The following is a 14,208-nucleotide window of genomic DNA, read 5'->3' on the forward strand; positions in this document are numbered from 1 at the left end:
CAGGAGGAGGAAGAGGTGAAATGAGCCAGGCACACTAGCGCCAACTTGTGTTTTCTTTCTAAAGGATGCCGATCCCCTATGTCACAGCCTACCTTCAACAAAGCTCAATTCCAGGCTGCCCTGACGCGTCAGTGGCAGCGTTTTGGCCTTCATGCGGCAAACGAAATGACGCCTCACCAGTGGTGGCAGGCGGTGAGTGGTGCGCTCGCGGAACAGCTGGATGCTCAGCCTTTGGCAAAGCCGGTGAAAAACCAGCGACACGTGAACTACATCTCGATGGAATTCCTGATTGGCCGTCTGACGGGCAACAACCTGCTGAACCTTGGCTGGTATCAGGACGTTGGTGATGTGCTCAAAGAGCATGACATTAATCTGACCGATCTGCTGGAAGAAGAGATTGACCCCGCGCTGGGTAACGGTGGACTGGGACGTCTGGCTGCCTGCTTCCTTGACTCCATGGCAACCGTCGGCCAGTCAGCAATTGGCTATGGTCTCAACTACCAGTACGGCCTGTTCCGTCAGTCATTTGCCGATGGTCATCAGATGGAAGCGCCGGACGACTGGCACCGCAATACTTACCCGTGGTTCCGCCATAACGCGCAGCTGGATGTGCAGGTCGGGATTGGTGGGAAAGTCACGAAGGAGGGTCTCTGGGAACCGGCCTTCACCATTACTGGCGAAGCCTGGGATCTGCCAGTACTGGGTTACCGTAACGGCGTGGCGCAGCCTCTGCGTCTGTGGCAGGCGAAGCACGCGCATCCGTTCAACCTGACCAAATTCAACGATGGCGATTTCCTGCGTGCTGAACAGCAAGGTATCGACGCCGAGAAGCTGACGAAAGTCCTCTACCCGAACGACAACCACCTGGCGGGTAAAAAACTGCGTTTGATGCAGCAGTACTTCCAGTGTGCCTGTTCCGTGGCGGATATCCTGCGTCGTCATCATCTGGCAGGCCGCAAGCTGGCTCAGCTGCCTGATTTCGAAGTGATTCAGCTCAACGACACACACCCGACGATTGCGATCCCGGAACTGCTGCGCGTGCTGATCGATGAGCATCAGCTGAGCTGGGATGATGCATGGGCGATCACCAGTCGTACCTTCGCTTACACCAACCACACCCTGATGCCAGAAGCGCTGGAGTGCTGGGACGAGAAGCTGGTGAAAACACTGCTGCCGCGTCATATGCAGATCATCAACAAGATTAACGACAACTTTAAAGTGCTGGTGAAAAAGACCTGGCCTGGTGACAAAGAGGTCTGGGCGAAGCTGGCAGTAGTTCATGACAAACAGGTCCGCATGGCAAACATGTGTGTGGTAAGCGGCTTTGCCGTAAACGGTGTGGCAGCGCTGCACTCGGAGCTGGTGGTAAAAGATCTGTTCCCGGAATATCACCAACTGTGGCCGACCAAATTCCACAACGTGACTAACGGCATCACGCCGCGTCGCTGGATCAAGCAGTGCAACCCACTGCTGGCAGGACTGCTGGATAAAACCCTGAAAAAAGAGTGGGCCAACGATCTGGACCAGCTCATCAACCTGGAAAAATACGCCGACGACGCGAAATTCCGCGAGCAGTACCGCGCGATCAAGCAGGAAAACAAAGTTCGCCTGGCAGCGTTTGTCAAAGCGCGTACCGGAATTGAGATCAACCCGAATGCCATTTTCGACATTCAGATCAAACGCCTGCATGAGTACAAACGTCAGCACCTGAATCTGCTGCATATTCTGGCGCTGTACAAAGAGATCCGCGAGAATCCGAAAGCCGATCGCGTTCCACGCGTGTTCCTGTTCGGTGCGAAAGCGGCGCCGGGCTACTACCTGGCGAAAAACATCATTCTGGCAATCAACAAGGTTGCTGAAGCCATCAACAACGATCCGAAAGTCGGCGACAAGCTGAAAGTGGTGTTCCTGCCGGATTACTGTGTCTCGGCGGCTGAAATGCTGATCCCGGCGGCAGATATCTCCGAGCAGATTTCTACAGCGGGTAAAGAAGCATCCGGTACCGGCAACATGAAGCTGGCGCTCAACGGCGCGCTGACGGTTGGCACACTGGACGGTGCAAACGTCGAAATCGCCGAGAAAGTGGGTGAAGAGAATATCTTTATCTTCGGTCATACCGTGGAAGAAGTGAAAGCCATCAAGGCCAAAGGCTACGACCCGGTGAAATGGCGTAAGAAAGATAAAGTGCTCGATGCGGTGCTGAAAGAGCTGGAAAGCGGTAAATACAGCGACGGCGACAAGCATGCGTTTGACCAGATGCTGCACAGCATGGACAAGCATGGCGGTGACCCGTATCTGGTGATGGCGGACTTCACAGCCTATGTCGACGCACAAAAACAGGTTGATGTTCTGTATCGCGACCAGGAAGCCTGGACCCGGGCGTGCATCCTGAATACCGCCCGCTGCGGCATGTTCAGCTCTGACCGCTCAATTCGTGATTATCAGGCCCGTATCTGGCAGGCAAAACGCTAAGGAAGCGCGATGGAGAGTAAACGTCTGGACAGTGCCGCACAGGCGGCGGGAATTAGCCTCAGTTACATCAATGCGCACGGCAAACCGCAGTCTATTGGTGCGGACACCAAAAGACGTTTGCTGGATGCCATGCACAAAACCGACGCGAAAGCGTCGGTTGCTCCGGTGCCGAATGTGAATGTTTTCACTTCAGGCAAAAAGATGTCGCTGGCGGTGGAGGGGCGCGGTGAATTTAGCTGGCTGCTCACCACCGAAGAGGGGCATCAGCACAAAGGCCATGCTACCGGCGGCAAAATGTTAAACCTTCCGGCAAAACTGCCGGAGGGCTATCACACCTTAACGCTCACCCAGGACGACCAGCGATACCCTTGTCGGGTGATTGTGGCACCAAAACGTTGCTATGAACCGCAGGCGTTGCTTGAAGGTAAAAAGCTGTGGGGCGCCTGCGTGCAGCTCTACACGTTGCGTTCCGACAGCAACTGGGGCATCGGTGATTTTGGCGACCTGAAAAAAATGCTGGCATCGGTGGGGGAGCGCGGCGGCGCATTTATTGGTCTTAACCCTATTCACGCTCTCTATCCGGCCAACCCGGAAAGTGCCAGCCCGTATAGCCCGTCGTCCCGTCGCTGGCTGAATGTCATCTATATCGACGTTAACGCGTTAGATGACTTCAAAAACAACAAAGAAGCGCAGGCATGGTGGAAGCTTCCGACCACCCAGCAGATGCTGAAGCAGGCTCGTGACGCAGAATGGGTTGATTACTCGACGGTTACCTCGCTGAAGATGGCGGCTTTACGCCTGGCGTGGAAAGGTTTTGCCCGGCGCGATGATGAGCAGATGGCGGCTTTTCGTCAGTTTGTGATCCAGGAGGGCGAAAGCCTTTACTGGCAGGCGGCATTTGATGCTTTACACGCGTATCAGGTGAAAGAGGATGAAATGCGCTGGGGCTGGCCGGTATGGCCACAAGCGTATCAATCTGTTGATACCCCGGAAGTGAAAGCGTTCTGTAAGAAACATGCAGACGAGGTGGATTTCTACCTGTGGCTGCAGTGGCTGGCGTACAGCCAGTTTGCTGCCTGCTGGCAGGTAAGCCAGGGCTACAAGATGCCGATTGGCCTGTATCGTGACCTGGCCGTGGGTGTGGCTGAAGGCGGGGCGGAAACATGGTGTGACCGTGAGCTTTACTGCCTGAAGGCCTCTGTAGGCGCACCGCCTGATATCCTTGGTCCGCTCGGTCAGAACTGGGGATTACCGCCGATGGATCCGCACGTGATGGCGGCGCGTGCTTACGAGCCGTTTATCGACCTGCTGCGCGCTAACATGCAGAACTGCGGGGCGCTGCGTATCGACCATGTGATGTCCGTGCTGCGTCTGTGGTGGATCCCATACGGTGAAACGGCGGATCACGGGGCGTATGTGCAGTATCCGGTTGACGATCTACTGTCAATTCTGGCGCTGGAAAGTAAGCGCCATCAGTGCATGGTGATCGGTGAAGATCTGGGTACTGTGCCAGTGGAGATTGTCAGTAAACTGCGTGATAGCGGTGTGTATTCCTATAAAGTGCTCTATTTTGAAAACGACCATGAGAAAACCTTCCGCGCGCCGAAAGCGTACCCTGAACAGTCAATGGCAGTCGCGACGACGCATGATCTTCCTACGCTGCGTGGTTATTGGGAAAGCGGTGACCTGACGCTTGGCAAAACGCTGGGGCTGTATCCAGATGAAGAGGTGTTACGCGGTCTGTATCAGGATCGTGAGCTGGCGAAACAGGGTTTGCTGGATGCGTTGCATAAGCATGGCTGTCTGCCGAAACGTGCCGGGCATAAAGCGTCGCTGATGGCGATGACCCCGACGCTCAACCGTGGCTTGCAGCGCTATATCGCTGACAGCAACAGCGCCCTGCTGGGGCTGCAGCCGGAAGACTGGATTGATATGGCCGGGCCGGTGAACATTCCGGGAACCAGCTATCAGTACAAGAACTGGCGTCGCAAGTTGTCCGTGAGCCTTGAGAAGATGTTTGCTGATGATGGGGTGAACAAGCTGATTAAGGATTTAGATAAGCGCAGACGAGCAGTAGTGAAGAATAAATAAAAAAGAACCCGCCAGTTGGCGGGTTCTTTTTTTACATCAGATAACCATATTCAACAGCAGAACCCCGACCAGACCACACACTGAAATAATGGTTTCCAGCGCAGACCAGGACTTGATGGTTTCACCGATGGTCAGGTTGAAGTACTCCTTGAACAGCCAGAAGCCCGGATCGTTTACGTGAGAGAAAATCACGCTACCGGAACCTACTGCGATAACCATCAGTTCAGGGCTAACACCCGTCGTGGCAATCAGTGGCGCAACGATACCACCGGCGGTGATGGCGGCCACAGTCGCAGAACCGAGAGCAATACGCAGAACCGCGGCGATAGACCAGGCCATCAGGAGCGGAGACACGTTGGTTTCATGCATCATGGCTGCGATGTATTTATCCACGCCGCTGTCGACCAGTACCTGCTTGAACGCACCGCCACCACCGATGATCAGGAGCATCATGGCAATGATTTTGATGGAGGAGGTCAGCGTGTCGTTGATCTGATCCATTGAACGACCACGGTTCAGACCGAAGGTGAACATCGCGATCAATACCGCAATCAGGGTTGCCATCACCGGGTCGCCCAGGAACTCCGCAACGGACAGGAACGGGTGACCTTTCGGCAGGATCATCTCTGCCACGGCACGCATCGCCATCAGGATAACCGGCACCAGAGAGGTCCAGACGCTGACGCCAAAGCCAGGCATCTCTTCTTCAGTGAAGGTTTTTGCGCTGTACAGACCTTCCGGGATTGGCTTATCAATTCCTTTCAGGAAACGGGCATAAACAGGGCCAGCCAGGATCACTGTTGGGATAGCGAGAATTGTGCCGAACAGCAGCGTTTTACCCATATCGGCGTGGAAGATGGTCGCGATAGCGGTTGGACCCGGGTGCGGTGGCAGGAAGCCGTGCGTGACGGACAACGCCGCAGCCATTGGTACACCGACATACAGCAGGGGAATGTTTGCCGCCGCCGCAATGGTGAACACTAGTGGCAGCATCAGCACAAAGCCCACTTCATAGAACAGTGCAAAACCGACGGTAAAACCGGTTAAAACCACCGCCCACTGGATGTTCTTCTTACCAAATTTGGCAATCAGCGTGGTGGCAATACGTTGAGCACCACCGCAGTCCGCCAGCATTTTGCCGAGCATGGCACCGAAGCCCATGATCAACGCCAGGCTGCCGAGCGTCCCGCCGACACCGGCTTTAATGGAGCTGATAACTTTCACCAGCGGCATCCCTTGCATCAGACCGACTGCAAGTGCCACCAGAACCAAAGCGATAAATCCGTTCATTTTGAAACGGATCATCAAGAGCAGTAATAACACAACACCGATAGCAACGATGACTAATGGCATGATTTACCTGGCCTTTGAATTGTTATGGGTAACGTCATTGTTTCAACGACAAATTCCGCTTGTCCCAACTGGGAACAGAGTGATTACGGCACTAGTACTGATACCTTAGAAACTAATTAGTTTAGTCGGCTGTTATGAGAGTGCTTAGTGCCCACGAGAATGATACGGGTAACATGATGTGATTGAGAATCACCCTGGGAGGCTAAATTTGAATTATGAGACGCAGGTCAACATATGGGGGGAGGGGGAGAAGGTGTCAGGCCCACATTGTTTCTGTAGGCCCGGTAAGCGCAGTGCTACCGGGCGATACAGACGGGCACTGAATCAGTAGTAAGAGTGCTCGCCGCGCTGGTGTTCGGTCAGATCACGCACGCCTTTCAGTTCCGGGAATTCGTTCAGCAGTTGCTTTTCGATCCCTTCTTTCAGGGTCACATCGACCATGGAACACCCGTTACAGCCGCCGCCAAACTGCAGAATGGCGAAGCCTTCGTCAGTAATTTCCATCAGGGAAACACGACCACCGTGGCCCGCCAGCTGTGGGTTGATTTGGGACTGCAGAAGATACTCTACGCGCTCCATCAGCGGCGCATCGTCTGCCACTTTACGCATTTTCGCGTTTGGCGCTTTCAGGGTCAGCTGAGAACCCAGCTGGTCGGTGACGAAGTCGATCTCCGCATCTTCAAGATACGGTGCGCTCAGCTCATCAACATATGCGGTGAGCTGTTCAAATTTAAGGGCAGTGTCAGTTGCTTCTACCGCATCCGGCGGACAATAAGAGACACCACATTCTGCATTCGGAGTGCCTGGATTGATCACAAACACGCGGATCTGCGTCCCTTCTTCCTGATTTGCCAGCAGTTTGGCAAAGTGCGCTTGTGCAGAATCGGAAATACGGATCATAGCTTTGGCCTAATAGTTGACTAAATTACCTGGGTATAATCATACGCCCATTGAAGAAGGGCTACAAGGTACGGCACAGACACCATACCTGAACCGACGCGGCGCCGCTTCGCAAAAGCAGTCGGGAAAGTTCAGCAACGGTACTGCCTGTGGTGACGACATCATCCACAATCGCGATATGGAGGCCTTTGACCGCTAATTCAAGGCGAAAGGCATTTTTGAGGTTTCTTTTGCGAAGCCGGGCGTTGAGCTGGTGCTGGATGGCGGTGGCATGGACACGCGTGATCGCGCAGGCATCATACTCACAGCCGAGCCAGCGGGCGAGTGGTCGACAGAGCAGGTCACTCTGGTTGTAGCCGCGCCGCCAGTGTCGGCGTCGGTATAAGGGGACATTCACCACCCTGTCGATTCTCGGCAGTGTGCGGCTACGCCGAGCCTGTAAAACCGCCAGCAATAAGAGGCGGGCGAGGGGTTGCGCCAGCGAACTCTGGCCGGAAAACTTCAGGGCGTGAATAAGCCTGCTCAACGGTGGAACATAATCATCTACCGCCACCAGTGCGCTCCACGGCGGGGATTTTTTCAGGCAGCGGCCGCAGGGTATATGTCGGCTCGTGGCCGGTAAACCACATTGTGGGCAGGCCGTGAGACGTCCTTCCAGCGACCGCGTACAGACGGAACAGATCCCCCACCCGCTGAGTGCAAGTGGCATTTGGCATAGCCAGCACAAGCCAGGCACTGTTAGCATGTGCAACCTCCATGTGAAATAAAGAGAACAGTAACTGATGAAGACGCTGTGGTGGCAGACTGTCGGGACAGGAAATTGCCATCTTGTGCTGCTGCACGGATGGGGCCTGAATGCGGAAGTATGGAATTGCATAAACGAGGAACTGTCCTCGCATTTCACGCTGCATCTGGTGGACTTACCGGGTTTTGGTCGCAGTCGTGGTTTTGGCCCTATGTCGCTTGATGAGATGGCGCAGCAGGTTCTGGCCGCCGCGCCACAAAACGCCATCTGGCTGGGCTGGAGCCTGGGCGGGCTGGTGGCGAGCCAGATTGCGCTCACCCGACCTGAACGCGTGAGCGCGCTGGTGACCGTAGCCTCGTCGCCGTGTTTTAGTGCACAAGCGTCGTGGCCAGGTATAAAACCGGATGTGCTGGCGGGCTTCCAGCAACAACTGAGTGAAGATTTCCAGCGGACCGTTGAACGGTTCCTCGCATTGCAAACGATGGGAACCGAAACCGCTCGTCAGGATGCGAGAGCGCTGAAGCAGACTGTGCTTTCCCTGCCGATGCCGGATGTTGAGGTGCTTAACGGTGGTCTTGAGATCCTGAAAACGGTTGACCTGCGTGAACCGCTGTCTGCGCTGACGATGCCGCATCTGCGTATCTATGGCTACCTCGACGGACTGGTTCCACGGAAAGTGGTTCCATTGCTGGATTCGCTCTGGCCGGAAAGTGAATCGCAGGTTATTGCCAAAGCGGCGCATGCCCCGTTTATCTCTCATCCGGCGGAGTTTTGTTCAGCGCTCGTTGCGTTAAGTCAACGTTTAGACTGATTAATTTCTATCCAGCCTGGAAAAAGTCATACACCGCAACCATACTCCAGATGTCGTTGCGGTGGTTCTGCCTACGACAATCAAAACAACAATCCTAAGGAGAGTCAGGCTATGAAACTTGTTACAGGTATTGTCACTTCTCTGGTTATTGGGTCACTTTCATTTGGCGTCTTTGCGGCAAAAGAGCTGGAAAAAGATAAAGTTGCCGAGATGAATCTGACCAAAATTGGTGAGATTTCTACGTCTGACACTACCGCGCCGATGGACGCCAGAAGTGAGCTGTCGAAGAAAGCGGATGAACTGGGTGGGACGTACTACGTGATAACCAGTGCAAATAAAGATACAAAAAACGTGCGCGCAACGGCGGACGTCTATAAGTAATACGATAAAGCCGGGCATCTCTGCCCGGCTTTATTAACGCAAAGCCCACCACTCCCTGAGGCAGGCCTTACCTTCCGGGCAGCTTTTACAACTGCCAGAGAGACAACCTTCCGCTTCTTCCTGAATCCGCACGGCTTTCCCCATGGCTTCCAGTCTTTCCAGCATGGCATCGATCATCGGTTGCGGCGTATTCAGGCTGAGGCTCAGCTGTTTCGCCTCCATCCGCCCTTGTAATGCCAGCAGATCACGAACCTGAATCAACGATGCCATGGCTTACTCCTTAGTGACAGTCACCCGCCGGGCTGCTGCAACAAGTGGCGGCGGTTTTACGGTTTGCCAGCAGGTCGATATCGACACGGCTGCGTGCCCGACGTAGCAGACTGATAACTAATACGTTAAACAGGACAACTGCCAGGATACAGACCAGGCTGTAACGCGGGTGCTGGCTAAAGTTAACGGTCTGGTAAAAGAGCGTCGCCAGCGAGTAAGCAATGTTTAACCCCCACAGAATGGAGAATCCCATCCAGCCACGGCTGGACTCACGGGAAATCGCCCCCATCACGGAGATGCACGGAATATAGAGCAGGACAAAGATGAGGTAGCTGTAAGCTGCGGACTCGCTGCCAAACTTCTCACTCATCACGCCCATCGCACCCGTCGCCATTTCACCGTCGCCTTTGCTGGCTTCAATGGGGTTTGCCAGTACGCTCAGGCTGAAGGTGTCTTTCAGGCTCTGCCAGGTTTCCTCTACCGCACCCAACAGTTCGTTACCGAGGTGAAACTCTGCCGGATTAAATTCCTGCTCCTGAATGTTCTCAGCGGTGTAAAGCGTGTTCAGGGTGCCGACAACCACTTCTTTCGCCATCGCACCGGTGAACAGGCCAACGGTCGCCTGCCAGTTGTCCTCATGCACGCCAATCGGTTTGAAGACTGGCGTGATGACGCGGCTGACAGAGGCAAGAGCAGAGTCGTTGATGTTATCTGCTGCTTGTCCACTCAGGGTGAAGCTGTTCAGTGCACTCAGGAAAATACTGACGATGACGATCACTTTACCCGCGCGCAGCACAAAGCCTTTCAGGCGTTGCCAGGTCTGGATCACCAGGCTCTTAAGATGTGGTACGTGATAGACCGGCAGCTCCATGACAAAGGGTGATGCTTCGCCACGCATAATGGTGTGTTTCAGCATTAAGCCGGTCAGGATCGCCATCACAATGCCCAGTACGTACAGCGAGAAGACTGCCAGCGCCCCTTGCTGACCAAAGAAGGCTGCCGCAAAGACCGCAAAGATGGCCAGGCGCGCACCGCAGGACATAAACGGCGCCATCATGATGGTCATCAGACGTTCACGCGGTGCATCCAGGGTACGTGCGCCCATCACCGACGGTACGTTACAGCCGAAGCCAACAATCAGCGGGACGAAGGATTTGCCCGGCAGACCAAGAGCCTGCATCAGACGGTCCATGACAAACGCCGCGCGTGCCATGTAACCGGAATCCTCCAGGAAGGAGAGGAACAGATACATCATGCCGATTTGCGGCACCAGTGGCAGAACGGTATTGATACCGCCACCGATCCCCTGGGCCAGGAAAATGGTTAGCCATTCCGGGAAGTGCAGGGTGTAACCCACCCACTGAATACCGTGTACGAAGACCGCGACGGAACCCGCATCGAAAATAGGCTGCAGCGCGCCACCGATGTTAATGGCGAGCAGGAACATCACGTACATCACCAGCAGGAAGATCGGCAAACCCAGGAAACGGTTAAGCACAATCTTGTCTACCGCAGCGGTAAAACGGCTCGGTTCCGCCGTGAGGGCGTTACTGACAACGTCGCAAATCGAGGCGATAGCCTGATAACGTGCATCTGCGATGTGCAGGGCCGGGTCATCCAGCTCGTCGCTAAGACGGGCGATTGTGACATCCAGTTTATCTGCTGCATGCCCGGCGTATGCGCGGCTGTAGATATCCCCTTCCAGCATTTGCAGGCCGAGCCACAGACGCTGTTTTGCGGGCATGCTTTTGTCCATTTCCTCTGCCAGCAGACCGGCTTCGCGCAGAAGTGGTTGTGCGTAATGCACCAGCTCAACGTCGCGATTTCCCGCATGACGGTCAATCGCCAGCTTCAGGGCATCAATCCCGCGAGCACGCGTCGACACCAGCGGAACCACCGGGCAACCCAGACGCGCGGAGAGAGCATCGACGTCGATGCGCAGCTTCTGTTTCTCGGCAATGTCGAGCATGTTAAGCGCCACGATACAGGGAATACCCAGTTCCAGCAGTTGCAGCGTCAGATAGAGGTTACGCTCAAGATTGGAAGCGTCGACCACGTTGATCAGCAGATCCGCGTCGCCGCCAAGAATATAGTGACAGGCAATCTGCTCATCGAGCGAAGTTTGCGACGAAATCGTGGTTAAGGAATAGGTGCCCGGAAGGTCAACCAGTGTGACCTGGTTGTCTGTTGTCGTGAACTGGCCTTCTTTACGCTCAACCGTCACGCCTGCCCAGTTACCCACGCGCTGACGTGCTCCGGTTAACTGGTTAAATAACGTGGTCTTGCCGGAATTCGGATTACCAATTAAGCCAATAGTTAATTTTTTCATTTTAGTAGACTCACTGAAACCGCTGGCTTGTTATTGAGATAAGGCTTCGACTTCTATTAATGCGAGGTCTTTCTTACGCAGCACCAAATTCACGCGGCGGGTTTCGATATGAACGGGATCACCTAACGGGGCAACGCGCACGACCTGGAAAGACGAGCCGGGTAGCATGCCCAGCGACAGCAGCTTTTGCCGATAGGCTGGGCTAATTTCACGGGTAAAACCGGTAATTTTCCATGCACTGTCTGGAGTGAATTGCATAATGCCTGATCCCACGAAGGTTAAATAATCTACTATGCGATGATAATGAGAATAGTTTGTATCAGCAATAATAAAACTGTGACGGAATGTTGTTTGCGGGATTAATTTACGGCCTGTTTGACCTTGCTCAATATTTGCTGAATATGCGGCGACGAGAGAAGCGGCCTATTTGTTAATGGCGTGCTAATTATTGGTTTAAATAAAGGAGTGAGAGAATAAACCGTACTGCGAGATCCCCTCTCCCCTGTGGGGAGAGGGTGAGAGGTTAGCGTTTTTTACCCATCGCGGCCGCCAGCGCATCCATCATCGCGCTGTTGCCTGCAGGCTGCGTATCACGTCCACGCGGTTTCGCGGCTTTAGCGGCCGGGCGCTGCTGCTCGCGACCACCACCATTGCCGCCACGGCGCGCGTTGGTTTCGCCTGGTTGTTCATCCAGACGCATGGTCAGGGCGATACGTTTGCGCTGTAAATCCACTTCCAGCACTTTGACCTTCACGATATCGCCCGCTTTGACCACGGTATGCGGGTCTTCCACGAACTTGTCAGCGAGGGACGAGATATGCACCAGACCATCCTGATGCACACCGATATCCACAAACGCGCCAAAGTTGGTGACGTTGGTCACCGCACCTTCCAGCACCATGCCTGGCAGCAGGTCGTTCATGGTCTCGATACCGTCGGCAAAGGTCGCTGTTTTGAACTCAGGACGTGGATCGCGGCCCGGTTTTTCCAGCTCTTTGATGATGTCAGTGACGGTTGGCACACCAAATTTATCATCGGTGAAATCCGCGGCTTTCAGGTTGCGTAGCGCACTGTTATCTCCCATCAGGTCTTTCAGTGCCTGTTGGGTAGCGGCCAGAATGCGTTCCACCACCGGGTAAGCTTCCGGGTGAACGGTTGAGGCATCCAGCGGGTTATCACCGTGGTTGATGCGCAGGAAGCCCGCACACTGCTCAAAAGCTTTTGGTCCCAGACGGCTCACCTTCAGCAGCTGCTGACGGTTCTGGAACTGACCGTTCTCATCACGCCAGGCGACGATGTTCTGCGCCATCATGCGGGTTAAGCCTGCAACACGGGTCAACAGGGGAACGGAGGCGGTGTTCAGATCTACACCGACGGCGTTTACGCAGTCTTCCACCACCGCATCCAGCTTACGTGCGAGCTGAGTCTGGCTTACGTCGTGCTGATACTGGCCCACACCGATGGATTTCGGGTCAATCTTCACCAGCTCTGCCAGCGGATCCTGTAAACGACGAGCGATAGAGACCGCGCCACGCAGAGAAACGTCCAGGTCCGGGAACTCCTGCGCCGCCAGTTCAGATGCGGAATAGACGGATGCCCCCGCTTCACTGACGATCACTTTCTGCGCCGTTACTTTCGGGAATTGTTTCTGCACGTCGAGGTAGAAACGTTCGGTTTCGCGGGACGCCGTACCGTTGCCGATAGCAACCAGCTCCACGTTGTACTTCTCGCACAGTGCCGCCACAGCGACAGCCGCTTTCGCTGCCTGGCCAGTGTGTGGATAGATAGTGTCGGTTGCCACCAGCTTACCGGTGCCGTCAACTACCGCCACTTTTACGCCCGTACGCAGACCCGGATCGAGACCCATGGTGGCGCGAAGGCCAGCCGGGGCGGCCATCAGCAGATCGTGCAGGTTGCGGGCAAACACATTGATCGCTTCATCTTCGGCGCGCTCGCGCACGGTGCCCATCAGCTCGGTTTCGAGGTGCATCAGCACTTTGATACGCCACGTCCAGCTCACCACACCTTTACGCCAGCTGTCCGCCGGGGCGTTGTTCAGGCGCAGGCCGAGGTGATCGATAATGATCTGCTCGCAGTGGCTCTCTTTCGGCGGCTCGTCAAACTGCGGGTCGGCATTCAGGGAGAGCTGCAGCACGCCTTCGTTGCGGCCGCGGAACATCGCCAGCGCACGGTGAGACGGGGTCGTTGAAATGGGTTCGTGGTGATCGAAGTAGTCGCGGAATTTCGCGCCTTCTTCCTCTTTACCCGCGACGACGGTCGAGACAAGGTGGGCGTTTTTCCACAGATAATCACGCACTTTGGCGAGCAGGGCGGCGTCTTCGGCGAAGCGCTCCATCAGAATATAACGCGCGCCGTCGAGGGCAGCCTTGGTGTCCGCGACGCCTTTGTCAGCGTCGATGAATTTCGCCGCTTCGGTATCTGGATCGTGGGAAGGTTCGTTCCACAGCAGGTCGGCCAGTGGCTCAAGACCCGCTTCAATCGCAATCTGCCCGCGCGTGCGGCGCTTTGGTTTGTACGGCAGATAGAGGTCTTCGAGTTCAGTTTTGCTCAGGGTGCCGTTAATGGCGCTTTCCAGCTCGGTGCTCAGTTTACCCTGTTCGCCGATGGATTTGAGTATCGCCTGACGACGTTCTTCCAGTTCGCGCAGATAACCCAGACGGGTCTCCAGGTTACGCAGCTGTGTGTCATCCAGACCGCCGGTGACTTCCTTACGATAACGTGCAATAAACGGCACGGTGTTCCCTTCATCAAGCAGGCGAACGGCAGCTTCTACCTGTTCGGCCCTGGCCTGAAGTTCACCCGCAATAATGCGGCAGAGCGAATCTTTCATCATGG

At 55.0% G+C, this 14,208-nt stretch carries 11 protein-coding genes; 4 read left to right on the forward strand and 7 right to left on the reverse strand.

Annotated elements, in window-relative coordinates:
- Positions 1-78 precede the first annotated feature (78 nt).
- Together malP and malQ are read left to right on the forward strand one after the other, a co-directional pair.
- The gene (malP, locus tag V6E55_RS08960; protein WP_316942637.1) at positions 79-2,472 is read left to right on the forward strand and encodes a maltodextrin phosphorylase; all 2,394 of its coding nucleotides are present in this window, start codon (positions 79-81) and stop codon (positions 2,470-2,472) included.
- A gap of 9 nt (positions 2,473-2,481) precedes the next feature.
- Complete coding sequence (malQ, locus tag V6E55_RS08965) at positions 2,482-4,563, forward strand: 4-alpha-glucanotransferase (protein WP_316942639.1); 2,082 nt, start codon at positions 2,482-2,484, stop codon at positions 4,561-4,563.
- A gap of 36 nt (positions 4,564-4,599) precedes the next feature.
- Here the strand turns inward: malQ and gntT are convergent, their stop codons facing one another.
- The 3 genes from gntT to gntX form a co-directional block, all read right to left on the reverse strand.
- Positions 4,600-5,916 carry a gluconate transporter gene (gene gntT, locus V6E55_RS08970; protein WP_014171973.1) on the reverse strand — a complete coding sequence of 439 codons (1,317 nt, stop codon included), beginning with the start codon at positions 5,914-5,916 and terminating at the stop codon, positions 4,600-4,602.
- Positions 5,917-6,240: 324 nt separating this feature from the next.
- Positions 6,241-6,816 carry a Fe-S biogenesis protein NfuA gene (nfuA, locus tag V6E55_RS08975; RefSeq protein ID WP_028018035.1) on the reverse strand — a complete coding sequence of 192 codons (576 nt, stop codon included), beginning with the start codon at positions 6,814-6,816 and terminating at the stop codon, positions 6,241-6,243.
- A gap of 61 nt (positions 6,817-6,877) precedes the next feature.
- Entirely contained in the window at positions 6,878-7,561 is a 684-nt protein-coding gene (gene gntX / locus V6E55_RS08980) for a DNA utilization protein GntX (protein WP_129994832.1), read from the reverse strand.
- A gap of 37 nt (positions 7,562-7,598) precedes the next feature.
- Here gntX and bioH point away from each other — a divergent pair, with 37 nt between their 5' ends.
- Both bioH and V6E55_RS08990 read left to right on the forward strand, forming a co-directional pair.
- The gene (gene bioH / locus V6E55_RS08985; protein WP_316942641.1) at positions 7,599-8,372 is read left to right on the forward strand and encodes a pimeloyl-ACP methyl ester esterase BioH; all 774 of its coding nucleotides are present in this window, start codon (positions 7,599-7,601) and stop codon (positions 8,370-8,372) included.
- Positions 8,373-8,483: 111 nt separating this feature from the next.
- Positions 8,484-8,753: a YdgH/BhsA/McbA-like domain containing protein gene (locus V6E55_RS08990; protein WP_316942642.1), complete on the forward strand. Its 270-nt coding sequence runs from the start codon at positions 8,484-8,486 to the stop codon at positions 8,751-8,753.
- 33 nt (positions 8,754-8,786) lie between these two features.
- Here the strand turns inward: V6E55_RS08990 and feoC are convergent, their stop codons facing one another.
- From feoC to V6E55_RS09010, 4 genes are all read right to left on the reverse strand, one after another.
- Entirely contained in the window at positions 8,787-9,023 is a 237-nt protein-coding gene (gene feoC, locus V6E55_RS08995; protein WP_114979343.1) for a [Fe-S]-dependent transcriptional repressor FeoC, read from the reverse strand.
- Positions 9,024-9,033: 10 nt separating this feature from the next.
- On the reverse strand, positions 9,034-11,352 hold the full coding sequence (feoB, locus tag V6E55_RS09000; RefSeq protein WP_316942644.1) for a Fe(2+) transporter permease subunit FeoB: 2,319 nt from the start codon (positions 11,350-11,352) through the stop codon (positions 9,034-9,036).
- A gap of 30 nt (positions 11,353-11,382) precedes the next feature.
- Complete coding sequence (feoA, locus tag V6E55_RS09005; protein ID WP_010436417.1) at positions 11,383-11,610, reverse strand: ferrous iron transporter A; 228 nt, start codon at positions 11,608-11,610, stop codon at positions 11,383-11,385.
- Positions 11,611-11,875: 265 nt separating this feature from the next.
- Entirely contained in the window at positions 11,876-14,206 is a 2,331-nt protein-coding gene (locus V6E55_RS09010) for a Tex family protein (protein ID WP_316942645.1), read from the reverse strand.
- Positions 14,207-14,208 lie beyond the last annotated feature (2 nt).

Origin of the sequence: Enterobacter sp. 342 (assembly GCF_036663495.1) — a bacterium.
Taxonomy (GTDB): Bacteria; Pseudomonadota; Gammaproteobacteria; order Enterobacterales; family Enterobacteriaceae; genus Enterobacter.